General features: G+C 52.7%; 21 protein-coding genes. 4 read left to right on the forward strand and 17 right to left on the reverse strand.

From position 1 onward, the window contains the following. Positions 1 to 95: 95 nt before the first annotated feature. Positions 96 to 470, reverse strand: a complete 375-nt coding sequence (locus tag A7975_RS14415; protein WP_053377330.1) for a DUF423 domain-containing protein — start codon at positions 468 to 470, stop codon at positions 96 to 98. A gap of 64 nt (positions 471 to 534) precedes the next feature. Between A7975_RS14415 and A7975_RS14420 the strand changes: the two genes are divergently transcribed. Beyond that, complete coding sequence (locus tag A7975_RS14420) at positions 535 to 1,029, forward strand: G protein-coupled receptor family protein (RefSeq protein WP_065385542.1); 495 nt, start codon at positions 535 to 537, stop codon at positions 1,027 to 1,029. Between the two features lie 74 nt (positions 1,030 to 1,103). Here A7975_RS14420 and A7975_RS14425 read toward each other — a convergent pair whose 3' ends face one another. Beyond that, positions 1,104 to 4,196: an AAA family ATPase gene (locus A7975_RS14425; protein WP_065385543.1), complete on the reverse strand. Its 3,093-nt coding sequence runs from the start codon at positions 4,194 to 4,196 to the stop codon at positions 1,104 to 1,106. After that, positions 4,193 to 5,359 carry an exonuclease SbcCD subunit D gene (locus tag A7975_RS14430; RefSeq protein WP_065385544.1) on the reverse strand — a complete coding sequence of 389 codons (1,167 nt, stop codon included), beginning with the start codon at positions 5,357 to 5,359 and terminating at the stop codon, positions 4,193 to 4,195. The genes A7975_RS14425 and A7975_RS14430 overlap by 4 nt, the downstream gene beginning before the upstream one ends. A gap of 225 nt (positions 5,360 to 5,584) precedes the next feature. Between A7975_RS14430 and A7975_RS14435 the strand changes: the two genes are divergently transcribed. Next, positions 5,585 to 6,829 (forward strand): MFS transporter, encoded by a 1,245-nt coding sequence (locus A7975_RS14435; RefSeq protein WP_483295919.1) that lies wholly within the window; start codon positions 5,585 to 5,587, stop codon positions 6,827 to 6,829. Between the two features lie 118 nt (positions 6,830 to 6,947). Here A7975_RS14435 and ald read toward each other — a convergent pair whose 3' ends face one another. Together ald and A7975_RS14445 are read right to left on the reverse strand one after the other, a co-directional pair. Then, positions 6,948 to 8,075, reverse strand: a complete 1,128-nt coding sequence (gene ald, locus A7975_RS14440; RefSeq protein WP_065385545.1) for an alanine dehydrogenase — start codon at positions 8,073 to 8,075, stop codon at positions 6,948 to 6,950. A 24-nt stretch (positions 8,076 to 8,099) separates the two neighbouring features. Further along, positions 8,100 to 9,572 carry a CoA-acylating methylmalonate-semialdehyde dehydrogenase gene (locus A7975_RS14445; protein WP_065385546.1) on the reverse strand — a complete coding sequence of 491 codons (1,473 nt, stop codon included), beginning with the start codon at positions 9,570 to 9,572 and terminating at the stop codon, positions 8,100 to 8,102. A 102-nt stretch (positions 9,573 to 9,674) separates the two neighbouring features. Between A7975_RS14445 and A7975_RS14450 the strand changes: the two genes are divergently transcribed. Next, positions 9,675 to 11,294, forward strand: a complete 1,620-nt coding sequence (locus A7975_RS14450) for a PucR family transcriptional regulator (RefSeq protein ID WP_065385547.1) — start codon at positions 9,675 to 9,677, stop codon at positions 11,292 to 11,294. On the opposite strand, the gene A7975_RS14455 is transcribed toward A7975_RS14450, so the two are convergent. From A7975_RS14455 to A7975_RS14505, 11 genes are all read right to left on the reverse strand, one after another. After that, entirely contained in the window at positions 11,291 to 11,503 is a 213-nt protein-coding gene (locus A7975_RS14455) for a hypothetical protein (RefSeq protein WP_065385548.1), read from the reverse strand. The genes A7975_RS14450 and A7975_RS14455 overlap by 4 nt on opposite strands. 21 nt (positions 11,504 to 11,524) lie before the next feature. Next, a complete protein-coding gene (hydA, locus tag A7975_RS14460) occupies positions 11,525 to 12,952 on the reverse strand; it encodes a dihydropyrimidinase (RefSeq protein WP_065385549.1) in 1,428 nt (475 codons plus the stop codon). 1 nt (position 12,953) lies between these two features. Beyond that, complete coding sequence (preA, locus tag A7975_RS14465) at positions 12,954 to 14,258, reverse strand: NAD-dependent dihydropyrimidine dehydrogenase subunit PreA (protein WP_065385550.1); 1,305 nt, start codon at positions 14,256 to 14,258, stop codon at positions 12,954 to 12,956. Beyond that, a complete protein-coding gene (locus tag A7975_RS14470) occupies positions 14,251 to 15,618 on the reverse strand; it encodes an NAD(P)-dependent oxidoreductase (protein ID WP_065385907.1) in 1,368 nt (455 codons plus the stop codon). Before A7975_RS14470 ends, preA begins: the two co-directional genes overlap by 8 nt. 19 nt (positions 15,619 to 15,637) lie before the next feature. Then, entirely contained in the window at positions 15,638 to 16,519 is an 882-nt protein-coding gene (locus tag A7975_RS14475; protein WP_065385551.1) for a nitrilase-related carbon-nitrogen hydrolase, read from the reverse strand. Beyond that, positions 16,516 to 17,787, reverse strand: a complete 1,272-nt coding sequence (locus A7975_RS14480) for a M20 family metallo-hydrolase (protein ID WP_053377341.1) — start codon at positions 17,785 to 17,787, stop codon at positions 16,516 to 16,518. Before A7975_RS14480 ends, A7975_RS14475 begins: the two co-directional genes overlap by 4 nt. A gap of 16 nt (positions 17,788 to 17,803) precedes the next feature. Next, complete coding sequence (locus tag A7975_RS14485) at positions 17,804 to 19,165, reverse strand: aspartate aminotransferase family protein (protein WP_065385552.1); 1,362 nt, start codon at positions 19,163 to 19,165, stop codon at positions 17,804 to 17,806. Positions 19,166 to 19,257: 92 nt separating this feature from the next. After that, the gene (locus A7975_RS14490) at positions 19,258 to 20,349 is read right to left on the reverse strand and encodes an ABC transporter substrate-binding protein (protein ID WP_065385553.1); all 1,092 of its coding nucleotides are present in this window, start codon (positions 20,347 to 20,349) and stop codon (positions 19,258 to 19,260) included. A 98-nt stretch (positions 20,350 to 20,447) separates the two neighbouring features. Continuing rightward, complete coding sequence (locus A7975_RS14495; protein WP_082198196.1) at positions 20,448 to 21,293, reverse strand: ABC transporter permease; 846 nt, start codon at positions 21,291 to 21,293, stop codon at positions 20,448 to 20,450. Then, positions 21,290 to 22,102 carry an ABC transporter permease gene (locus A7975_RS14500; protein ID WP_065385554.1) on the reverse strand — a complete coding sequence of 271 codons (813 nt, stop codon included), beginning with the start codon at positions 22,100 to 22,102 and terminating at the stop codon, positions 21,290 to 21,292. Before A7975_RS14500 ends, A7975_RS14495 begins: the two co-directional genes overlap by 4 nt. After that, the gene (locus A7975_RS14505; protein WP_065385555.1) at positions 22,086 to 22,898 is read right to left on the reverse strand and encodes an ABC transporter ATP-binding protein; all 813 of its coding nucleotides are present in this window, start codon (positions 22,896 to 22,898) and stop codon (positions 22,086 to 22,088) included. The genes A7975_RS14500 and A7975_RS14505 overlap by 17 nt, the downstream gene beginning before the upstream one ends. 311 nt (positions 22,899 to 23,209) lie before the next feature. On the opposite strand from A7975_RS14505, the gene yhbH reads away from it, so the two are divergent. Further along, a complete protein-coding gene (gene yhbH, locus A7975_RS14510; RefSeq protein WP_053377346.1) occupies positions 23,210 to 24,364 on the forward strand; it encodes a sporulation protein YhbH in 1,155 nt (384 codons plus the stop codon). Between the two features lie 65 nt (positions 24,365 to 24,429). On the opposite strand, the gene A7975_RS14515 is transcribed toward yhbH, so the two are convergent. Further along, entirely contained in the window at positions 24,430 to 25,665 is a 1,236-nt protein-coding gene (locus A7975_RS14515; RefSeq protein ID WP_065385908.1) for an MFS transporter, read from the reverse strand. Positions 25,666 to 25,800: the final 135 nt, after the last annotated feature.

Raw genomic sequence — 25,800 nt, forward strand, 5'->3', positions numbered from 1 at the left:
GTATAGAAATATTTACTAAAGTTAATCGTTTTTTTGTTACATTAAAGCATATTATGTCGGCAACTCGAAATATGACATTTTTTTTCAAAAAAATATTATGCTTTTTTAAATGCAGCAGCAATAACACAAACCCAGCCGGCAAGAATAGCAACGCCGCCCAAAGGAGTAATGATGCCGAGCTTGCTGAAGCCGCTGATGGAGAGTACATACAGGCTGCCGCTAAAGAGAATAGTTCCGCCTACAATAAGGCGTCCCCCGTTCAATACAAGCTTGCTCGAGCCGATTTGCTTGGCGAATAAAGCAATCAGCATTAAACCCAAGGCGCTGTACATGTGATAGCGCACGCCTGTTTCGAACACCTCAAGGTAATGCTCCGTCAGCTGTTTTTCTAATCCGTGGGCACCGAAAGCGCCTAATGCGATCGCAAGCGCCGCATTAATGGCACCAATTGCAAAATATTTTGGAAACATGTGGTTTTCAATCCTTTCAAATTTGTGTATAATTTTACCGTAATTAGCAAAGGAGACGATGAAAATGGAAAATGAGCGCAATAACGGGACTAATTTCACTTCCGAGAACGAACCTTTTGCTTCTAAGCCAGTCTTCTCAAACGATCCTACCGTTTATGAAGGTCCGAAGAAGCAATCTGGACTTGGCATTGCATCCTTTATTATTGGAATCATCGCCGTCGTATTGCTTGTTATTGCTATTGTATCAGGCTCCTCATTCACTGATCAAATCGCGAGCACCGAACTGCCCGATCCATCAGCAGATAGAGTCGCATTTCAAAATGCTATCGAGGATCTTGGACAAGAAGTACTCGTTTCAATGGTATTGGCCATATTCTGTATCTTTAGCGCAGGCTTAATTTCGTTCGTCGGACTTATTTTGGCGATTATCGGTGTCTGCTCAAGCAAACGCCGCAAGATGTTCAGCGTGATCGGCATCGTCCTTAACGTGGTCGTCTTTGTAGGCGGAATTGCTTTGTTTTTTGCGGGCATTAGCGCAATTGCCGCAAGCGCCGTATAAACCGGATTCCACTTTAATTGAAGAGTCTGCTTCCGCCTCAATCGAGCGCGTGAAGCAGACTTTTTTATTGCCGTTTATTTCACTGTGAATTTTGTGCGGCTGAAGCCTTCCCTCGTTTTGACAACCTCAAGGCAAGCCGGGAATGCGTCCTTCAGCTCCTGCACATGCGAGATAACGCCAATCATTCTGCCTGCCTTCTGAAGATCCACGAGCGCCGCGATCGCCTTCTGCAGCGATTCCTCATCTAACGAGCCGAAGCCCTCGTCAATGAACATCATTTCGATCGTCACTCCGCCGAGATGAGACTGAATAACATCTGTCATTCCGAGCGCGAGGCAAAGCGACGCATTAAACTTCTCGCCGCCGGATAACGTCTTCACATCACGGTTCTGCCCCGTATAGGCGTCGTAGACATCAAGTCCAAGCCCGCTCTGCTTGCCTCGATTTTCAAGGCGGTCGCTTCTTTGCAAGGAGAACTGACCATTCGATAGGTCGCGAAGCCGCACGTTTGCGGCAAACAAAATTTGCTCCAAAAACTCGATTAGAATATAACGCTCAAACGATATTTTAAGCGCATTATCCCCCTTCAGCATTTGGAATACGTCCAACACTTCCTCAAGCTTAGCCTCAAGGCCCTTCACCTGCTCATTTGCCCCGTTAATTGAAACCGAAAAGCGCTGAGCTGCCTGAGCGGTACGAAGTGCGGTTTGAGCGGCTGCAATCATTTGCTCCAGCTGCTGCTTCAAGCCATCCAGCTGCCCCTTTAGCTGAACAAGATCGACTCTTGGCTTGCCGGCTAGCTCGGCCTGCAGCTCGGCAAGCTGCTGTGCTAACAATGAAACTGCCGTGCGATAAGCCGAAATATCGTTATGGAGCAGCTCTCTCGCCTTTTCAGTCAACGCCGCTTCACGATAGTGCTGAATTGTTCCAAAACCTGCTTTCGCAAGTTCCTCGAGCAGCCTCTGCTCGGCAAGAAGCTTATTGCTCTCCGCTTCCTCCTGCTGACGCTCGGCTTGAACTGCGTATGCCTTCTGTTCGGCCAGCTTCGCTGACGTTGCTTGAAGCAGCTCCTGAACAGACTTCCATGCTGCAAGCAGACGGCTTGTGATTGCTTGCTGCTCCTTAAGCTTAACATTCAGCTTATCCGGCGAGCGCAGCGTATCCGGAATGCGCTCGAGCTCCTTCTTCATCGCGGATTGCTGCGAGGTTCTTTCAATGATTAACCGCTGCTGTTCCTGCTGAAGCTGCTCCTTCGCTTGCTGCTGCTTTTCAAGAAGCTGCTCCTGCTGCTCCATCTGCTGCTTGAGAACCGGAAGCTGCTTGGCCTGAAGGGATAGCTGATCCGTTTGATCCTTCAGCACTCGCCATTGCTGGAGCAACTGCGCTCTTTGCTCCTCCAGCTTCACAGCTTGAAGACCAAATTCAGCCAGCTCTTTGGAGCCTTCCTCTCGGGTTGCGCGTGCCGCCGCCATTTGCGCGCGCGCGGCCAGCCATTCGCGTTCCACAGCGCTTAGCTGGGCTTTCGCCTGCTGCAGACGCTCCCGCGACGGCACTTCGGCGATTGTGACTGCTTTGGCAGGATGCTCCTCGCTGCCGCATACCGGACATGGCTTGCCGTCATGCAAATGGGCAGCAAGCAGCGATGCTTGTCCTTCGATCCACGAGGTCTCAAGCTGATCATGCTCCTGCTTTGCTTTGGCAAGCGACTGGGCAAACTCAGTTTCAAGCTGGGCAATCCGGGACATTTCCTTCTCAATATCCACTAAACGCTTGAGCTGCTTCCCTTGCTGCTCGATCAATCGCAGCTTGTCCAGCATATCGTTTAATTCAGCCGTCTCTTGCTCTATTTGTTTAATCTTTGCCAGCGCTGCTTGCTTCGCGTCACGAAGCTGAGCAAGCGCGGCCTCCCCAGCCTGCAGCTTATCGCCGCAGCTCTTCTCGGATTGGATCAGCCGATCGATCACCTGCTGCTGGCCAGCCAGCGTCTTCACGATCGGCACCATTTCCGTCAATCTGCTCAGCTCACGCTCGGACTCCCGCCGCGCCTCCTCGCGCTGCTCCTCAGCTGCATAACGCTCAGAAGCCAGCGTTTGCTCGCGCTCAGCGGCCAGCAGCTCAGCTTGCCTTGCAGCCAGTTGATTGCGCCTATTTATCGCATCCGCGCTAGCTCGCTCGCTCTGCTCCATATAAGGCGTCAAATGTGCTGCCTTCTCCGCTAGCGCAAGCTGCTGCTCCTTTGCCGCATACTCAGCCTTCCGTCCCTCCTGCAGCTCCTGCTGCGCCCGTTTCCGATCATATTCCTCATGCTTGCTGTTAAGCGTAATGGCTGACCGCAGCTGCGCCTCCTGCGCTTCTAGTTGAACCGCCAGCGCTTCCTTCTGATTCGCCGCCTGTCCAGCAAGCTGGCTATAGAAGTCGAACTCATGCACAAGCGCTTCCGTCATCTGGGCAGGGCTGTACACTTCCTGCTGCAATACGCGGGATAGCTCGCTATCCGCCCGCTCCGGGAGCGCCTCCTGCACTTGCTTCATATAAACATTCATCGTCGCTTTTGCTTCCTTGAGCAGGTCCTGCAAACTACGGTTTTTCTGTTGAAAACGGTTCTCCAGCCGTTCATAAAGCTCCGTGCGAAAAATGCGCCGCAAAATCTCTTCCTTATTATCCGTATCGGAAGTAAGCAGCCTGCGAAATTCCCCCTGCGGCAGCATGACGATTTGGCTGAACTGCTCCTTCGTTAGCCCGATAATTTGCTCCAGCTTCGCATTCACGTCGGAGAGGATAAAACGATCCACCGCCGGAACCGCTTCGCCGCTAGTCGTTTCGTACAGCTCTGCTTTGCCGCCTGTTTCGCTTTTGTTGCCGCCTTTGCGATGGGGCATCTGCCTCGTTACCGAATAGCTTCTCATGCCTACCGCAAAATCGAAAACGACGGATGTATGCGTGTCCTCAGCTGCAAAATGGCTGCGCAGCATACGTGGGTCCGAACGGTCCTCGCCGCTTGCCGTGCCATAAAAAGCGAAGCAAATCGCATCAAAAATCGATGTTTTCCCCGCTCCGGTATTCCCTGAAATAACGAACAAGCGGCGATCCTCCAGCAGGCTGAAATCGATCGTTTCCGTATCGCGATAGGACCCGAAAGCAGTCATGGTCAGCTTAATCGGCCTCATAATGCCCCTCCTTCCTCGCGCAGCAGCTCTGCGTACGTTTCTGCAAACAACGCTCTTTTGGCCTCAGATAGCGGTTGTCCCTTGACCTCCTGATAAAATGAGGCAAATAGCTCAATCGGATCAGCCTCGCGCCTTCCTCTGCCGCCGCCCGCTTCGACTGTACCGTCCATGCTTAAGCTGAGCGCCGGACGGCGGTCGACATGAAGCGCATTCGGATAAACCGCCCGCACCTTCTCCATCGGAAAGAGAACGGGATTGTCATTAAGCAGCGTTACGAACACATAATCCTCGTTGATTGGATGCTTCTCGATCTCTTCTATTGAAGCAGCTACCCGGCGCATGTTGCGCAGCGGCTTAAGCTCTCTCTTCTCAACGACTGCTTCGCCAGCCTCATTCAGTTCGACCACAAGATAACCCTTTACATGATTTTCCTCTGAAATCGAATATTTGAGCGGCGAGCCGGCATATCTTATCGTATTGTCTTTCACAAAATGTGCCTGATGCAAATGTCCGAGCGCCGTATAATGAAACCTTTCAAAATAAGCTGCGCTCACATGCTCGGCTCCGCCCACCGATAAAGGCCGCTCAGAATCGCTCGTATTGAGCTCCGGCTCCCCTGTCGCAGTTACGAACGCATGCCCGACGAACACATGCCTTGCTGCTGGGTCCATTCCAGCTGCAAGCTTCGACGTAATAACGCGCATCGCATCATCATGGGAGCGTATCGCATCATCGCCAAGCTGGTAGCGGGCCTGCGCCGGATCGACGTACGGAACAAGATGGAAATGGACTTCTCCATATGGATCTTGCAGCACGACAGGCTTAAACTCCTGCTTCAACTGACCGACAAGATGGAGGCCTCTCTTCTCCATTAATTTTGTGCCAAAATTAATGCGGTCAGGGCTGTCATGGTTGCCTGATATCGCTAGCACCGGCGTATCCAGATCAATGACAATACGCGCGAGCAGCTCGTCGAGCAGCTCAACCGCTTCTGTCGGCGGCACGGCGCGGTCATACAGATCCCCTGCAATGATGACAGCATCCGGTCTTTCATCTTCAATGGCTTGCAGCAGCTGCTCCAGCACATAACGCTGGTCTTCCGTCATATATACGCCTTGAACAAGCTTGCCTAAATGCCAGTCCGCGGTATGAAATAGTTTCATATAACCCAAACATCCCTTCCTAGCTCATCAAAAGCCAGCCTATCATTCTATCATTTATATTACCATTCGAATCGGCACAGCGCATCGTTTGCTTCATGCAGCTTGACTTTCGCCTTGCGCTTCCCATTAAATGGCGTTAAAGTTAAACACGTCTCTAGCATATTTCCGTCTTTGCCTATTAAACGCTTCTATCATTATAGTCACTATTTTGGGGGTCAACAAATCGTGTCTCGCCTAACTGCCACTTTATCCAAAAACTACATCCTGCTGCTAATCGTCGTTTTTGGCGGTTTTCTCATCTTTGGTTTTTCAGAAAACATTAAAGGGCCCGCTCTCCCAAGAATGCAGGCTGATCTAAAGCTTGACGAGCTGCAAGTCGGCATACTGCTTGCCTTTAACTCGCTTGGCTATTTGCTTGCATGCAGCTTCACAGGCTGGCTCACCCGCAAGGCAGGCATGAAGCTAACGCTCGCACTCGCCTTTGGCTCTATGGCGGTATCGGGGGTTTGCATCTATTTTGCAGCCAACTATACCTCCATATCGTCCGCTTATTTCCTCATGTATGTCGGCAATGGGATACTGGAAATCGCTCTCGCCATACTGGCAGCTCGAATCTTTATCAAAAATACGGGCACGATGATGAATCTCGCGCATTTTTTCTACGGGCTAAGCTCCACCTTCGCGCCTATCATCGCTGCATCTTTAATGGGTGTGGACGTATTCGGCTCAGCGCTTGGCTGGCGCGGCATGTATATGCTTATGCTGGCGCTATCGATATTGCCGATGCTGCCCGGACTGTTCGCCAAGTATACAAACGATGAAGAGAAGCACGAGGAACGAATCTCACTAAAGGAATTTTCGCGTGACAAAGTGGCGTGGCTTATCGTGGCCGTTCTTTCTTTCGGAGTCGTATCGGAGCTCGCCGTTGGCGGCTGGCTCGTTAATTTTCTGGAGAAGGCCTATGGCTGGAGCGGCGATGCATCGGCCAAAATGCTGTCTGCCTTTTTCTTCTGCTTCATGCTCGCGCGTCTTGTTCTTGGTCCCGTCACCGACAAGATCGGCTATACAAAGTCGCTTATCCTGCTATCTGCATTTTCCGGCCTATGCTCGGTTGCCGCGATTGTAATAGGAGAGCCTGGCGCGTTTCTATTTGCATTAGCGGGGGTAGGCATCGCCCCGATCTATCCGACCGTGATGGCGCTGCTCGCCAAACGTTATCCCAAAAATGCCGACACCGCCATTACGTTTACGGTAACCTTAATGGGCATTGCCAGCGTAATCGGCAATCTGCTAATTGGCGCCATTACGGATTGGACGAAGCGGCTGTTTGCAGGAAGCGGAGATACGCAAGCAAGTCTCGTCGCGGGGCTGCAAGCCGGCTATCTGTTTATTGCGCTTTGCGCTCTGCTCTGCGCTGCAACCTCTCTGGTGCTCTTCCGCAGGCTAAAGCGCGTGAATCAAGTTTTGTAGCGCGAGCCGGTTTCTAAATAAACAAGCACAGGGACCAAGTTTCCAACCCTCCATCCCCAAAGCAAAAGACAGTGTCCCCTTTACGGCTGCAAGCACAGCTGCGAAGGGGACACTGTTGTTACGCAGAGATCGACTGCAAGCATTCGTTCAGCTCCGTATGCCTCATGCCATGCGCTTTGGCGACGGCGGCGTGCGTCACGCAGCCAGACAGCGTATTAATGCCGCTCTGCAGCGCGGGGTAGGCAATCGCAGCCTCCTTGACGCCAAGGTTCGCAAGCGCAAGCACATAGGGCACCGTTGCGTTCGTAAGCGCCGCAGTTGCTGTTTCCGGCACCGCTCCAGGCATATTGGCCACAGCATAATGCAAGACGCCATGCTTCTCGAATACCGGCGCCGCATGCGTCGTAATCCGGTCGATCGTCTCGAATATGCCGCCTTGGTCGATCGCTACATCGAGAATGACCGAGCCGCTGCCCATTGCCTTAACCGCGTCTTCCGCAACGAGCTTTGGCGCTCGCGCGCCTGGAATGAGTACCGCTCCAATGACCAGATCCGAGCTTGCAACGGCTTCGGCTAGCTGCAGCTTCGTCGAAGCGAGCGTATGCACCCTGCCTCCGAACCTTTCCTCTAAATACCTAAGCCTGCCGGCATCCGTATCGAGAATAGTCACGTCCGCACCAAGACCAATCGCGATTTGAGCCGCCCCCGTTCCGACAACGCCGCCACCAATAATGGCTACACGCCCTTTACGGACGCCGGGCACGCCGCCGAGCAGCAGCCCCTTGCCGCCATGCGTCTTCTCCAGAAACTGAGCGCCGAGCTGCGCCGCCATTCTTCCTGCAATATCGCTCATTGGCGTCAGCAGGGGCAGCTGTCCGCCAGCTAGCTGCACCGTCTCATAGGCAATCGCCGTCACCTTTTGGCTAATAAGCGCCTCCGTCAGCTCCGGCTCGGCTGCTAGATGCAGATACGTAAACAAATGCAGCTTTTCATGAAAATAACGATACTCCTCTTTCAGCGGCTCCTTCACCTTGAGCACCAGCTGCTTGCTCCATGCATCCTCTGCATATGGCACGACAACCGCTCCGGCAGCTTCGAACTGCTCGTCAGCTATGCCTGAGCCGATACCCGCTCCGCATTCCACATACACCTTATGCCCGCTGCGCATAAGCTCATGGACACCGCCCGGTGTAATGGCGATACGGTTTTCTTGGCTTTTCAATTCCTTTGGAACGCCGATCTCCATCATGGTACGCCTCCTTGTTATCAGCTAAAAATATCGGGATGTTATCATTTTTTTCTTCGTATAAAATTCAACGCCATCCCTTCCATTCGCATGCAGGTCCCCATAGAAAGAATCCTTCCAGCCCGAAAATGGAAAAAAAGCCATCGGCGCGGGCACGCCCACATTCACCCCAAGCATGCCTGCCTCCGCTTCCTCGCGGAACTGGCGCACTGCCTTCGCATTTTCCGTATAGATGACTGCTGAATTGCCGAATCTCGAGCTGTTTACTATCGCTAACGCCTCATCCAAATCAGCAGCGCGAAGCACGGACAGCACAGGGCCGAATATTTCCTCCCTCGCAATTTTCATTTCCGGCTTAACCTGATCAAATATCGTCGGCCCAAGAAAGTAACCGTCTCCGCCACGCTCCGCCGCAAGCCTGCCGTCCAGCAGCAGCGCAGCGCCTTCTGCCGACCCGCTGTCCATATAAGTCTCAATCCGCGTACGATGCTCGTCTCTAATAACCGGCGTCAAACTGACTTCATCCCGCATGCCGGAGCCGATGACCATCGATTCTGCAGCAGCTTGCAGCGCCAGCATAAAAACATCGCCGTCTCCGACAACGACTACCGCGGAGCAGGCCATGCAGCGCTCCCCTGCACTGCCGAAGGAAGAGGCAACAATATTTTCTACCGTCTTATCGATGTGGGCATCCGGCATCACGATATGCATGTTTTTGGCGCCGGCAAGCGCTTGAACTCTTTTGCCGTTAGCCGATGCCCGTTCATACACATATTTCGCAACGGGCTGCGAGCCGACGAACGATATCGCTTTGACGCCGGCGCTGCCTGTTAATCCATTTACAACGTCGCTTCCGCCATGGACCACATTAAGCACGCCTTCCGGCAATCCCGCCTCCTGAAAAAGCTGCGCCAGCTTGTTCGCGGTAAGCGGCGTTCGCTCGGACGGCTTCAGCACAAAGGTGTTGCCAAGCGCAATAGCTAGCGGAAACATCCAGCAAGGCACCATCATCGGAAAGTTAAACGGGGTAATGCCGCCTACAACGCCAAGCGGCACACGAAACAGCTCCGAATCAAGATCGGTCGCGATATTAGCAAGAGTTGCGCCCATCATATGCGTCGGCGCGCCAGCCGCAAACTCAACGTTTTCGATGCCGCGCTGCACTTCGCCGAATGCTTCCTTATAGCTTTTGCCGTTTTCGCTCGTAATGGTTTCGGCAAGCTCCCCCGCATGCTCCTGCAGCAGCTGCCAATAGCGGAACAGCACCCTTGCCCTGCGCGGAACCGGCGTTTTGCTCCAAGCCGGAAAAGCCTGCTCGGCAGCAAGCACGGCAGCCGCAACATCCGCTTCAACAGACAGCGGCACATAGGCGATAACGGCGCCGGTTGCCGGATTTAACACTTTATCCGCTTGCTCGCTCGCCGACTCTACCCATACACCATTAATTAGATTCCGTAATTTGAGCGTCTCCTGCCATGTTGCGGGATCGATGGCCATTTCCTTCAGCTCCTGTATGCACAAATTTTCCGCTCACTCATTTTATTAATCTTGTATAATCATCTAAAAGCGTTACAAATCCGAGACGGACGGTGACTGCCTATGGTGAAGACGGTGCTGCAGCTAACGGTAAAGGAAATTTTGGAGCGTCCCCTGTTTCATAAAGCGGAAGCCATCGCCAGCGAGGAAGCGCTGAACCGCATCGTGAAATGGGTTCATATTATGGAAGTAACCCAAGTCGGCCATCTATTAAACGGCCATGAGCTTATTCTATGCACCGGTATCGGCTGGCACGATGACGAGGCGCTCAGCCTGCTATTTCTGCAGCAGCTGATCGACAGCGGCGCTTCGGGTCTATGCATTGAGCTTGGCCAATATGCCAAGCAGCCGTTTGATAAGATGAAGGCGCTCGCGAAGCGCGAGAGCTTTCCCCTCATTTTTTTCCACGAAGAGGTCCGTTATATCGATATTACGCAGGATCTTCACGCCTACTTCATTCATCAGCATCATCGCATGGTATCTGAGCTGGAGACATTGTCTACCGAGCTTAACCAATTGCTGCTCTCCGGCAAGGGCATGATGTCTCTTCTTCGGCTGCTCCATCAAACGACTGGTGCCCAGGTAGCGTTCTTCCCGCTAGGCGCCGAACCGCACTTTGTCCCTCATATGCCAAGAGCCAAGGCCGATAGCTTCTATGAGCAATGGATTTACGGCAAAATGTTCGCCGAGCCGCAGCAGAAACGAATCATCGCCCATCGTCCGATACTGGCGCTCGACCACCTATTCGCCGATTTGCTGCTGCAAAGCAAGCTGGAGCTGAGCGAATTTCAAATATTGGCTTTAGACCGCGCCGCGACGGCCATTGCCCAGGAAATGATGCGCACCAAGCACATGGAGGAGCGCCGCCGCCATAAGGAGGATCTCTGGTCGGTGGACTGGCTGAGCGGCAAGCATTCAGCAAATGATGTGCAAGACTACATCCGCTCGCTTAAGCCAGTCGCCAAGCTAACCGGGGTAACGGTTATTTTATTTGATTTCAGCGATGTGTCCAAACAGCTGGCCGACAAGGATGACGGCAATCTGCTCATTCAGAAAAACATGGTCGCTCGTGCTATTTTTGAAGGTGAAGGATTGCTGCTTCTCCCGCTGCTGCTGCATGACCATATCGTATTTATCGTGCTTGACCAGCTCAGCGCTATTCAATTCAAGGAGCGCCTCCTGCGCGCCATTCATCGGCTTCAGAAGACGGAGCAGCATCAGGAAGCGGCCTTCTTCTCGTCGCATATCGGGATCGGCAGCTATATTAAGCAATTAACGAATGTGCAGGAAAGCTACGAGACCGCTAAGGAAACGCTTGCGATTCAAAAGGATATCGGACCGCTTCCGTCTCCTTTCTACGGCGATTTGCATCTGCACAAAATTATTTATACGCTCAAAAAAGCAGATGCCCTTCCCGCTTTAATGGAAGAATATATCGGCCCAGTAGTTGCCAGCGATCAAGAGAAGAACGGCCATCTTCTGCAAACGTTAAACGTTTATTTGAGGTTATCCGGCTCCAAGCAGGAGACGGCGAAGGCGTTGTTCATCGCCAGGCAGACGCTCTACCATAGACTGGACAAGCTCGCTGCGCTCCTTGGGGATGATTTCATGGAGCCGAAAAAAAGGCTGACGATCGAGCTGGCGCTCCGGGCTTATGAATATGTGCATGGTCCGATCATTTAGCTGCCTAGAGACTGCTTAAGGAGCAGATTGACAAAATACTTCCGGGCATCCGCCGTCATAACGAGCAGCGTCGCTGCGTCTCCGCCTGGATGCTTAAGCTCCAGCGTGTCGCCGCTTAATCCTTCGCTAACGCCCGTAATGACATATTGCTGGCTGATATACGCATCGATTTTTCTTTTTTCTTCTGCATATTGCTCATAAGCGCACATGCCACTCTCCCCCCTTCAACGTTATTGCTTCACCTCTTGCTTGGATGCGGGCGCAGACGGGACTGCCGCAGCATACGGCTTGCGCTTCAAGTAGCGCCCCGCTCCGAACGAACCGACAAACTGCCGCTCTTGAATAACAAATTCGCCGCGCGACAGTACGCTTATCGGCTCGCCCGTCACCTGTATCCCTTCAAACGGATTATAGTCAACGTTCATATGATGCGTCTTTGCTGAGAGCGTACGCTCTGCCAATGGATCAAAGATGACGATATCCGCGTCGCTGCCCACGGCAATCGTCCCCTTTTGCGGGAAGAGGCCGAACAGCTTCGCATTGCGCGTCGATACGATATCCACAAATTCATGAAGCGTTATTCGCCCTTTGTGAACGCCTTCCGAGTAAAAAAGCGAAAACCGATCCTCAATGACGGGACCGCCATTTGGGATTTTGCTAAAATCGCCAAGACCAAGGTCCTTCTGCCCGTCAAAATTAAAGGAGCAATGATCCGAGCCCAGCGTTTGCAGCTGGCCGCTCTTCAGCGCATTCCACAGCACCTCCTGATGGAACGCTTCACGCAGCGGCGGCGACCACACGTATTTCGCCCCTTCAAAATCCGGCTGCTCCAAATAAGACTGATCGAGCACCAAATATTGCGGACAAGTCTCGCCCCAAATATCGACGCCTTGATTTCGCGCTTCTGCAATTTGCTGCACAGCTTCCGCGCAGGTTACATGCACTACGTACAGCCTGGCGCCTGCTAGAGAAGCAAGCTTCGCCGCACGCCCTGTCGCTTCCCCTTCAATAATAGAAGGCCTTGTCAGCGCGTGATAAATCGGGTCGGTGTTTCCTTCCGCGAGCGCTTTATGAATGAGGAAATCGATGACGTCGCCATTTTCGGCATGGACCATGACCATCGCTCCAAGCTCTTTTGCCGCGAGCAGCGTCCGAAACAACGTGCCGTCATCCGCTTGAAATACGTTTTTGTACGCCATAAAGACCTTCAAGGACGTAATGCCCTCTTCTTTGACGATCACCGGAAGCTCGGCAAGCACCTCGTCGTTGATTTCCCCGATCATCAGATGAAAGCCGTAGTCGATAACCGCTTTTCCGTCCGCTTTTTTATGCCAGCCATCAATCGATTCGCTAAGCGGTTTGCCTTTCGCCGTTAAGCAAAAATCGATGATCGTCGTCGTTCCCCCGAAAGCTGCCGCCTTGGTTCCGGTTGCAAAATCATCCGCCGTCACCGTTCCGCCGAACGGCATATCGAGATGGGTATGCGGATCAATCCCGCCGGGAAACACGTACTTACCTGTTGCATCGATAATTTCGTCCACCTCGGCAGTTAAGTCAAATCCGATTTTGGCAATAACGCCTTCCTTAATCAGCACATCGGCCGTATACGTATCTGCCGCCGTAACGATCGTTCCGTTTTTAATGAGCTTCGCCGTCATCCTACACCGCCTCCTTCTTATCGGTATCGCCAGCTTCCTTGCCTTCCCCGAGTGCCGCGATTGCCGCTTGCCGCTGATTCCAGCTAAGCGGCATCTCCGTGGCGGGAACCTCAATCATCGAAATCGCGCCATCCACCGGACACACGATCGAACATAGGTTGCAGCCTACGCAATCCTCCTCGCGGACTTTGAGGTATGCCGCGCCATTTTCGTCCGTGTGACGTTCGATGCACTGATGAGAGGTATCCTCGCAAGCGATATGGCATTTGTTGCACACAATGCATGTCTCCTGCTCGATTCTCGCAACAACCGCATAATTCAGGTCGAGATTGCCCCAGTCGGAGTAACGCTCGACCGATTTCCCGATCAGCTCGTTCACGGATTTCAGTCCCTTATCATCCAAATAATTGTTCAAGCCGTCGATCATATCCTCCACTATGCTGAAGCCATGATGCATGGCTGCTGTACACACTTGGACTCCAGTGGAGCCCATGAGCAAAAACTCAACCGCATCGCGCCAGTTCGATATGCCGCCGATCCCGGAGATGGGAACGCCGACTAACGGATTGCGCGCGCATTCGGCAACCATGTTAAGCGCGATTGGCTTTACAGCAGGGCCGCAGTAGCCTCCATGCGCTCCCTTCCCGCCAACATGCGGAATCGTATTCCACGTATCGATATCTACGCCGGCTAGCGAGTTTATCGTATTAATTAGCGATATCGCATCCGCTCCTCCGCGAACGGCGGCTTTGGCAGTGGCCGTTATGTCGGTAATATTCGGCGTAAGCTTGACGATGACCGGCGTACGCGCAGCCTCCTTCACCCACATCGTCTGCATTTCTACCAGATCGGGCTGCTGTCCGGAGGCCGCGCCCATCCCGCGCTCGGCCATGCCGTGCGGACAACCGAAGTTCAGCTCCAGCCCGTCAACGCCGATATCCTCCACTCTTTTCACAATTTCATGCCATTTCCCGCGTTTGGGTTCAACCATTAACGAGACGACGACGGCATGCCCGGGAAACTTTTTTTTCGTTTCGTATATTTCCTTCAAGTTGATTTCAAGCGGCCGATCGGAGATCAGCTCGATATTGTTGAACCCCGCCACGCGCTGGCCGTTAAAATGAACCGCAGCAAACCGGGATGACGTATTGATGATCGGATCGCCAAGCGTCTTCCACACCGCTCCGCCCCATCCCGCTTCAAATGCCCGCTGCACCTGGTAGCCGGTATTCGTTGGCGGCGCGGATGCAAGCCAGAATGGATTTGGCGAAGATATTCCTGCCAGTTGGATGCTTAAATCAGCCATAACGTCCCCTCCCCGCACTTAGCGTATTGTAAATGGAATAGGCGGCCAGCTTGCCTTGCTGCGCAGCGGATACGACCATCGCTTCGCCCTGCCCCTCGCCAAAAATAACGTCTCCGGCCGCATAGATGCGGGGATTGGACGTTTGGTACGTCTCGGTATTCACCGTCACGATGCCGCGCTTATTCTGGATGCCAAGCTGCTCGATTAGTGGTTTATACCGCGTCTGGCCGATCGCCTTGATAACGGCATCAACCTCAAGCAGGAAGGTGGAGCCTTCTACGGGAACCGGTTTCCTTCGCCCGCCGTCACCCGCTGCTTCAAGCCTCATCTCCACGCATTCGAGCGCTTTGACGCTGCCGTCCGCATCGCCGATTATTTTGCTCGGCGCGCTCAGCCATACGAATTCCACGCCTTCCTGCTTGGCGAACTCGAATTCAAAATCGTAAGCGGTCATTTCCTCTCTCGTCCTCCGGTAAACCATCTTCACATTCGCCGCTCCGAGTCTCACCGAGCATGTCGCGGCGTCAATAGCGGTGTTGCCCGCGCCGATAACGGCAATGCGCTTGCCGATAAAATCAGTCGAAAGCTCCGTTTTGGTCGCTTCCACAAAATCGATTGCATCATATACGCCTGTTAGCTGCTCGCCCTCGATACCGAGATCCGGAACCTTGGACATGCCGATCGCCAGCACGACCGCGTCATACTGCTCAAGCAGCTCTTCCGCTTGGATATCGACGCCAACCTTCGTGTTTGTCCGGATGTCCACGCCAAGCTTTCTCACCTGCTCGACTTCCCAAACCGAGATGCTCTGCGGCAAACGGAACGAAACGATGCCGTACGTATCAAGTCCGCCCGCCTGCTCCTTCGCCTCGAATATCGTGACGGCAAAGCCGAATCTCGCAAGCTCGCGCGCTGCGGACAGCCCTGCCGGACCGCCGCCGATTATCGCGACGGACTTTCCGTTGCTTTGACCGGCAGCGAATAAATTCTGATCGTTCTTGATCGCCCAATCCGTCGCATAACGCTGCAAGCTCCCGATCATAATCGGCTTCGACGAGTGGTTCAGCACGCAAGCGCCTTCGCACAGCTCCTCCGTCGGGCAAACTCTTGAGCACGTAGCACCAACCGGATTCGCATCCATAATGGCGCGCGCCGATCCTTTCATATTGCCGGATGCAATTTTTTTAATGAAAGATGGAATGTTGATGCCGGTCGGGCAAGCTTTAATGCATGGAGCATCATAACAATACAAACATCGATTTGATTCCTCTATCGCTTCCTTAGGCCTCATCCCCGCCTTCGCCTCGGCAAAATTGCGCCGCAGCGAATCAACGGGAATAAACGCCGCATTGACCGCCATGCTCATGTCCGTTCCCTCCTTATAAGCTCACGATACTGTCATACGTCTCCGGCCTGCGGTCGCGGTAAAACTGCCATGCGTCCCTAACCTCGCGAATGAGCTCCTTATTCATCTCGCCAATGATGACCTCGTCTTGGTCCCTGCTGCCGATGGCCACAATAGATCCGCGCGGATCGACCAAATACGATTGTCCGTAGAACTCGCCCATGTTCCATGGCGCTTCCTTTCCGACCCGGTTGATCGCTGCTACGTAATAACCGTTAGCTACCGCATGCGCCGGCTGCTCCAGCTTCCACAAATGCTCCGACGTGCCGGCGACCGTCGCGGAAGGGTTAAAGACGATTTCAGCTCCGTTTAGGCCAAGCGCACGCGCGCCTTCCGGGAAGTGCCGATCATAACAAATGTATACGCCAACCTTGGCAAAAGCCGTATCGAAGACGGGATACCCCCTGTTGCCCGGCTTAAAATAATATTTCTCCCAAAAGCCGCTCGTGCCCTCGCCCGCCGCTACATGCGGGATATGATGCTTGCGGTACTTGCCTAGATAAGCGCCGTCCGCATCAATAACAGCCGCCGTATTGTAGTAAGCGGCTATTCCTTCCCGCTCGTAAACAGGAAGAACGATGACGATGCCAAGCTCCTTCGCCAGCTCTTGAAACAACCTGGTTGTCGGTCCGTTCGGCACTTCCTCCGCAGCTGCATACCACTTCGTCTTCTGCTCGGAGCAGAAATACGGCCCGTAGAAAATTTCCTGCAGCGAAATCATTTGAGCTCCCTTCGCCGCCGCCTCGCGAATGAGTCCCATATGCTTCTCGATCGCCAAGCGCTTGTGGGCTTCTACCGGCTCATCGCCATGCAGATCATTTGATGCTTGTATGAGTCCAACCTTAACGATGGTCAACTTCCATCTTCCCCTTCCTGCAAGCTCATTTGCCTAGCTGTCCGGTAAAGGAGCTCCACGCCAAGCTCAATGTCCTCCGGTGACGAGTACTCCTTCGGATTGTGGCTGATCCCATCCTTGCACCGAACAAAAATCATGCCGTAATCGCACACATACGACATCGTCAGCGAATCGTGGAACGGGCCGCTCATCAGCTCCGGCGGCGCAAGCCCCATCCCCGACGCCTGCTCCCGCATAAGCGCTCTCAGCCCGCTCGCGCAATAACGCGGATCGCTCCTCGTATCCTCGCGAATCGTGTACGTTAAGCCATGGTCGAGGCAAGCAGCGTTTATGAGCGCAAGCAGCTTTTCCTCAAGCGCGTTTCTTCTAGCGAGATCGATATCCCGAAAGTCAACCGTGAAGCTCACCTTCTCCGGAATAATGTTCCGTGAATCCGGAAAGACCGTAAGAGAGCCAACCGTCCCGACCGTCGGTGCGCCATACTCCTCGGACGCCAGCTCATTGAGACCAACGATGACCTTCGCGCAGCCGACCAGCGCATCTTGGCGCATCGGCATCGGTACGGAGCCTGCATGCCCTGCAAAACCCGTCATCTCCACCGTCCACCAGACGGGACCCGATATGCCGCTAACGATGCCGATTGGTTCACCTTGCGCTTCGAGCACCGGGCCTTGCTCAATATGCAGCTCCAAAAACGCGCCAATTCGGCCTTCTTGGAACGTATAACCTTCAAACTCGGCAGGATCGCATCCAAACGCCAGCAGCGCTTCCCTGCGGGTCATCCCGTTCTTGTCCATACGATCGAGTTCGCCTTCCTCAAGCTTCCCTGTCATGCCGCGGACGCCGAATAACCCTTTATTGAACCTGCAGCCCTCTTCATCGCAGAAAGCGACAACCTCGATATTGGAGGCTGGCCGGAAGCCCGATTCAACCATCGTCTGAACGGCTTCGATTGCGCCTAACACCCCAATAACGCCGTCATACCTTCCGCCATACGGCTGCGAATCAACATGAGAGCCAAGCATTAAGACCGGCGCAGCGGAATCAGCGCCTGTCAGCACGCCTATTAAATTGCCGAACGGATCGATGCGCGTCTCCATTCCCGCTTCGATCATCCAGCTTCGCACCAGCTCTACGCCGGCTAGGTCTTCCTTCGATAGCGCTAAGCGGCATACGCCCGTGTCTCCGATTTTCCCGATTTGCGCCAGCTCAGAAATGCGCTCGTGCAGCCTCTTGGAATTAATGGCTGCTATCGTCGTCTCCTTCATGCCTTCCCCTCCTCTCTCAGCTTCCGAAAACATCCAGCAGCGTATCGGCAATAAATACGACTTCATCATCCGTCGTCGATAAAGGCGGACTAATCGTCAAAATATTCATAAAGCCCGGTACCGTATCGCCATTTTTGCTGATAAGAAGCCCTCGTTGCTTGCACCCCGCTAAAATAGAGGCCACTCTTGCAGCTGAAGCAGGCTCCTTCGTCTGTTTATCCTCTACCAGCTCAATGCCGATCGCCGAGCCAAATATTCTTATTTCACCTACATTCGGATGCGCCTTTAGCGGCTTTATCCGGCTTAGCAGATCTTTGCCGATATAAGCAGAGCGGCTCACGAGGTTTTCCCGCTCTAAAATTTCAATGTTTTTCAGCGCTACCGCGCAGGAAACGGGGTTGCCGCCGAAGGTGTTCACATGCCGGAAATGGCTATCCGGCCCGCTTTCCTTGAAGCTCTCATACATTTCAGCCGATACGGCCGTAGCTGATAGAGGGGAGTAAGCGCTTGTCATCCCTTTTGCCATCGTCACGATATCCGGTCGTACGCCGAAGTTGAGATGCCCAAACTTCTCGCCCGAACGGCCAAAGCCGCATATGACCTCGTCAACGATAAGCAGCACATCATGCTTATCGCAAATTGCCCGAAGCTTTGCTAGATAATCGTCTGGCGGCACGATCATTCCGCCGCCCGTAATAACCGGCTCGACGATAATGCCTGCAACCGAATCCGGCCCCTCCCAAATGATCGCATCCTCGTAGGCTTTGGCGCACTGCGTCTCGCAGGCCCCCTTCGTTTGGCCAAAGGGACAACGATAGCAGTAAGGGGGCGGAACATGAGTGAAGCCAACCCCAAGCGGCTCGTACTTCAGCTTGCGCTGCGCTTGACCCGTTGCGCCCAGAGCACCCATGGAGTTGCCGTGATAGGCGCGATGGCGCGAAATAAACTTATGCTTAGCCGGTTTCCCACGCTGATGGTGATATTGGCGTCCGATTTTGAAAGCAACCTCGTTCGCGTCCGATCCCGAGTTGGAGAAGAAAATGCGGTATTCTCCCTCCAGCCATTCATTTAGCTTCGCAGCAAGCTCTATTGCAGGAACATGCGATTGAATAAGTGTCGAATAGGCGATCTTCTTCATCTGCTCGGCAGCCGCGTCGGCAATTTCCGCTCGTCCGTGGCCAACATTGACGCACCATAGGCCGGACATCCCGTCCAAATAACGATTGCCGTCCATATCGGTAATCCAGCTGCCTTCTCCCGATACGATTACCATCGGATTCTCATTATGTGGAGAAATATGATGCCATAAATATTTGCGATCCTTCTCAAGCAGCTCTTCCTTAGCTTCCGTATTCATTGCTGCCTCGTTCACGCCCATAGACTGCTTCTCCTCCTTCGCGACTGCCGCTCATATCGTCGTAATGACCGCGGATGAAACCATCCGCGATCGTTATAGACTAGCGTATGCGCCTACTTGGCCGCATCTTCCAAAATTGTTTTGTCGACAGCCGCCGCCATATCCGGAGCCTTCTTAATAAGCGCGTATTTGAGCGCGATATCGACGGTCCGCTGCACCGCCTCATCGACAAATGACCCTACCTGCGCCTCCGAGAACCCATCCGGCTTCACGAGCTTTGCCATCTCCATCAGCATCGTCGTCTGATGCTCCTTCGTCGTGCTTCCTTCCGTTACGGCGCTCATCACGATATCTACCGATTCCGCTTGATTGGCAATCGCGTAATTCCAGCCCTTCATCGTCGCTTTAATCGCCTTCACCGCCAGCTCGCGATTGTTTTTGAGCCACTCGTCTTTCACAATCAGCGTATCCTCCAGCATCCCGACGCCCGCATCCTCGAAATCATATACGTACAAATCTTCTTCCTTCACGCCGCTTTCAAGCACGACATGATATTCGTTATAAACAGTAGAGACTGCAACATCCAGCTGCTTGTTAAAAAACTGATCCATCGTAAAGCCTTGCTTCACCAGCTCAACGTCCTTTTTTGGATCAAGACCGTTTTTCTCCATGAACGCAAGCACTTGGAACTGCTGGCTGCCCGTCCACATGCCAACCTTTTTGCCTCTCATCTTCGCCGGCTCGTCAATGCCCGACTCCTTGCTCGCTACGAAACGATAGGAGCTTTTTTGGAGTACCTGAGCGATGGAAACGAGCGGCAAACCGTTATCACGGTTAACAAGCAAGCTGTCGAAGCTCGTTACGCCTATGTCTGCCGCGCCATTTACAACCTGCTGCTCGATTACGACATCCGGCCCGCCCGGAATAATCTCGACGTCCAGCCCTTCTTCCTCGTAGAACCCTTTTTCCTTCGCGACAAAAATACCGGCAAACTGTGCCTGCGGCACCCATTTCAGCTGAATTTTCACTTTCTTTAGCGGTTCAGCGGCTGGCTTCTCAGTCGCTGCCGATCCGTCAGTGGCAGATGCGGGCTCATTTGTTGCAGAAGCCGGCTTGTTAGCGTTGCCGCACGCAGCAACTGCAAGCAGCGAAAGCACAAGCATCATCGTTAAAACGGGGTGCAGCCTACGGTTTTTGTTTGTCATGCAGACCATTCCTCTCCATTTTCAATTTTCTCTATTTATAAAAAGCTGCTGTCAGCCCCTGATGACGCGTAATGGTCGAACGGAACCTCTGTTTTGGGCTAGTGCTTTCGCTGCGCAACATGCCAGGGAATAACCAGCCGTTCCGCAAGCTGAACGAGGTAATATAATACGATGCCAAGCACTGCCGCAATAACGATGCAGGACCAAGCAAGCGGCATGTTCGCAAGCTTGATTTGGTCGGAGAGCAGGTAGCCAAGCCCCCGTGACGATATAAAAAACTCCCCGACGATCGCTCCGATAATACTCGTCGACATATTGATTTTCAAAGCGGTGAATAGATGGGGAAGCGCCGCCCGCAGACGAAGCTTCATGAACACCTGAAATTTCCCGGCTGCATAGGAATGCATGAGCTCTATGGACGCCTTGTCGATCGACCGCAGCCCTTTGAAGGCGGTGACGGCCATCGTTGCCATCGTCATGATGGACACGATAGCCATTTTGGAAGCTACGCCATCGCCGAACCAATTGTTCATCACCGGAGCCAGCGCCACGATCGGCACGGCATTCAAGGAAGCCATAAGCGTAATGCCCCCGCTTCCGAACTTCGGGAACCATGAGGCGGCAGCAGCTGCAAGCAAGCCGAGCAGCGATCCGATTAGACAGCCTCCCAGCATCTCGCTTCCGGTATAGAGAGAATAGCTCCACAGCACATCGGAATTTTCCCCAATCGAAGCCGCAATGGAGGATGGAATTGGCAGCTGGTATTGCTCTAACGCGAACAGCCGATGAAAGCCTTCAAGCTGCCAAATGACGAGAAAGACGATGCCAAGCCAAAATGGCAGCAGAAACGCGGGACGTTTGCGTTTGAAACCGGCTTTCATTTTGACAGCCGAAGGTTTGGAAGGGACGCGTTCGGCGGAGCGTGCCGCAATCATTTCCTTCATTCTTCCTCCCTCCCCTTCGCCCGGAATTCCGGCTGCCAAGGCGTCAGCCACCTCTCCAGCAAGCCGATGATCAGAAACAAGCTTAAGCCGATAGCCATGCTGACAAGAACCGTTGACCAGAACATATAGACCTGCGACGTTCCGTAATAAAGCGAGCTGATCATCAGAACGCCGATGCCGTCCGGCGCACCCATTAGCTCCACGATGATGGATGCGGTTATGGCGAGCGGAGCGGATAGCTTAAGCCCGGCAAATACGCCTGGCAGCGCCGCTTTCAGCTTCAGCTTCATATATAGCGTCCACGTGGAAGCCGCATAGGAGCGCATCAACTCGAGCTGTTCGGATTTTATGCTTTGCAGTCCCCGCAGTGCATGAATCGTAACCGGGAAAAAGGTGACATAACCTGCCATTAGAATGCGGGACAGCGCTGCATCATGGATGATCCCGTAAATAATAGGGGCAAGGCCAATGATCGGAATCATTTGAGAGGCAACCATATAAGGGGACAACGTATTTTCAATGGTTCGCGACAGGCTCATAACAATGGCAAGCAAAAAACCGATTGCCGAGCCAATAACGAAGCCGGTAATGGAATTGCCAAATGTAATCGCGCCCTGCTCCATCAAGGCAGGAAAATGCTCGATTAGGTTGCTGATGACAAGATGCAAGTATGGCAGCTTAGAGGCGGGATTAATGATATGGGCAACATTAGCGATGAACCATGCCATAACCTCCCAAAACAGCAAAACCATTGCCGCCCATATTGCAATCGCGCCGCCTTGCCCATAGCTTCTAAACCATCTGCTCATCAAGGAAACCACTCTCCTCGTAAAAGCAATTTCTGACCTTTCGCGTCATTTCATGGAACCGCTCCGTTTCGCGAAAATGAACAGAATCGCTCTCCTCTCTCGCAATATCCACAATGGAGTGAACTTTGCCCGGGTGAGCCGAGAGCACAATGATGCGATTCGACAGAAAGACAGCCTCGGGAATGCTATGCGTGACGAACACGATCGTTTTGTTTGTTTTGCGTTTAATGGCAAGCAGCTCCAGCTGCAGCTTCTCCTTCGTAAATTCATCCAGTGCGGAGAAGGGCTCATCCATAAATAAAATAGGCGGGTCTAAGGAAAGCGCGCGAGCAATGGCAACCCGCTGCTGCATGCCGCCGCTGAGCTGCCACGGGTAATAATTTTTGAAGGCGGAGAGCCCGACCATTTCGATAAGCTGCTCGGTCAGCGCATGAAACTGCGTTTTTTTCTGCCCAAGCACTTCAAGCGGAAGCTCAATATTTTCTTTGACGGTTCTCCATTCGAACAAGGTGGGGTTTTGAAAGACGATGCCGAACTTTCGGCGGAGGCGAACTTCTCGAGGATGCTCATTTTGGATCGTAATGCTGCCCTCGCTCGGCTCAAGCAGATCGGCCATTAGCCGAAGAATCGTGGATTTTCCACAGCCCGAGGGACCAAGGAGCGATACGAATTCATTTTGATAGATTTTGAAGCTGACCTGCTCAAGAGCGGTAACCTCATGACCTTTTTTGCCAAAATGCATAGATACTTGATCGACAATGATTTCAGCCTGTTTTGCAGCTTCGGATAGATCCATGAAATCCCTCCTCGTCGTTTATGCCATTTTTCATGTTAGGTATGAGATACATTTCGATGTTTATATGTTATATTATATAACACCATTTTAAAATTACATTATACAAAATGGTTAAAAATCCGCTGCTTCGTTTGACATAATGTCAAGTAGAGCTGGCCAAGCCATTCGATAGATTGCTAGAAATGGACTAATTTTCCTTCACATAACCGCGCCGCTCTTGAATATATTGAGTAACAGACAAGAAATTAGGAAGCGATATTTCAGGTGTCTTGTTTGCTGCAGCATGAATTTAATGGAATGAGGTGAGGGAAATGGAGTCAGAGCCGCTGTTTGTTGTATCCCGTGAGGATTGGTCGCTCCACCGCAAAGGCTATGAGGATCAAGCGCGACATCAGGAGAAGGTACACGAAGCAATTAAGCAAAACCTTCCCGATCTGGTTTCCGACGAAAGCATCGTTTTGTCCGATGGCAGGCGCACGATCAAGGTCCCCATTAAAAGTCTCGACGAATCCCACTTTATATACAACTACAACAAGAAGCAGCACGTGGGACAAGGCGATGGAGATTCACAGGTTGGCGACGTGTTAGGGGTCGATCCGCAAGCCGCCAAGGGACCGGGCAAAGGTCAGGATGCGGGCGATCAGCCAGGCGAGGATGTCGTCGATACCGAGATAAGCATCGACCAGCTGGAGGATATGCTATTTGAGGAGCTCGAGCTCCCTAATCTGGAGCAGAAGCAAAAGGACCAATTACAAACGACCGAAATTGTTTTTCACGATATTCGCAAAAAAGGCATTATGTCCAATATCGACAAGAAACGTACGCTGATCGAAAACTTGCGGCGCAACGCCAACGCAGGCAAATCCGGCATTGGGGGCATCTCGCCTGACGACCTTCGTTACAAAACGTGGAATGAAATCGTTAAGCCGCAATCGAATGCCGTCATTCTTGCCCTCATGGACACGTCAGGGAGCATGGGGTCCTTTGAGAAATATTGCGCCCGCAGCTTCTTCTTCTGGATGACGCGTTTTCTGCGACGCAAGTATGAGCATGTGGAAATCGTGTTTATTGCGCATCATACGGAAGCCAAGGAGGTCACGGAGGAGGAGTTCTTCAACCGCGGTGAAAGCGGTGGCACCATCTGCTCCTCTGCTTACCAGAAAGCGATCGAGGTCATCGACAGCCGCTATCCGACTTCAAATTGGAACATATACCCGTTCCACTTCTCTGACGGCGACAATCTTACCTCGGATAACGAGCGCTGCGTGAAGCTGATCGGCCAGCTTATGGAGAGAAGCAATATGTTCGGCTACGGCGAGGTTAATCAGTACAACAGAAGCAGTACGTTAATGTCGGCCTATAAGCATATCAGCCACAAAAAATTTATGTACTCCGTCATAAAGGAAAAAGGCGAGGTTTACAAGGCGCTTAAAACGTTCTTCTCGAAACAAGTAAGCGGTGCTTAACGAGCAAAACCCGCCCTGCAGCACATGCGGCAAGGCGGGTTTTTTCTATCCAAACAAGGCTCCTGCTAAGCGATTGTATCGCTCATGTCTTTGTCAGGGTCCGTCCCTTTTGTTTCTTTGCCAAAAAACAGAACGGCTAGCGCTCCAACGATAATCGTTACAAAAAATATCATAAATACCGAAGGTATCGCCATTTTCCGCGCGACCAGCATACCGACTAGATAAGGTCCGATGATACCGCCGATTCGTCCAAATGACGCAGCAAACCCTACGCCTGTCCCACGGACCGCTGTCGGATATAGCTCTGGCGTATAGGCATACATCCCGCCCCATGCCCCGAGATTGAAGAAGGAGAGGCAGATGCCGGATGCGATCAGCACTCCCTCCGTCTCCGCGTTGCCGAACCACAACGCGCTTCCGGCGGTCAGCATCAAATAAGCAACGAGCACAAATTTGCGGCCGAATTTTTCGATGAAGTAAGCGGCTGTAAAGTAACCCGGCAGCTGGGCAAACGACATAATCAGCACGTACTGAAAGCTTTTGACGAGGTCAAAACCTTTAAGCACCATGACCGATGGCAGCCATAGGAACATGCCATAATACGAAAAGACGACCGTAAACCAGAGAATCCACAGCGTAATGGTTGCGCTGCGATGCTTCGCTGACCACAGCGACTTTATCCGATCACCGAATGTCAACGCACTCTCGCGCCGTGCTTTGAAACGTGGAGAATCCTGTATCGCTCGTCTCAAATACAAGGCATATAGTGCAGGCAATGCCCCAATTAGAAATGCCATCCTCCAGCCGTATGCAGGAATGATAAAATAGGCGATTAACGCCGCAACGATCCAGCCACATGCCCAAAAGCTTTCTAACAGCACGACGGCACGGCCTCTCTCCTTCGCGGGCACCGATTCCGAAACAAGCGTTGAAGCGACCGGCAGCTCCCCGCCAAGCCCGAACCCCGCTGCAAACCGCAGCACGCATAGGGCAATGAAGCCCGTTGCCAAAGCGGACAAGCCGCTTGCGAGCGAGAATATAAGAAGCGTCCATAGCAAAATCGCGCGCCGGCCGTAGCGATCCGCCATCAATCCCGATATCGCTGCGCCGGCAGCCATGCCAATTGAATTAATAGCCATTAGCAAGCCTATCTGCTGCGCACCGAGCTGCCACTCAGCAGCTAGCGCGGTTACGATGAAAGAAATCATCCCAACCTCCATAGCATCAAACAGCCAGCTAAGCCCCGCGCTAAACAACAATTTCCGGTACTTCGGGTCGCGCATTAAAGCCATATTTTTCATGTTCAAAGCCCCTTTATTCATTCCCGTTTCGATATAGCCGGTTGCCATACTTATTTATTATCCTGCTTTGCCACTATTTACACATAGTCTGCCCATAGTAACACGCTTTAGAAGGAGAATACATACAAAAGAGCT

Source organism: Bacillus sp. FJAT-26390 (genome assembly GCF_001682865.1).
In the GTDB taxonomy this organism is placed as follows: domain Bacteria; phylum Bacillota; class Bacilli; order Paenibacillales; family Paenibacillaceae; genus Pristimantibacillus.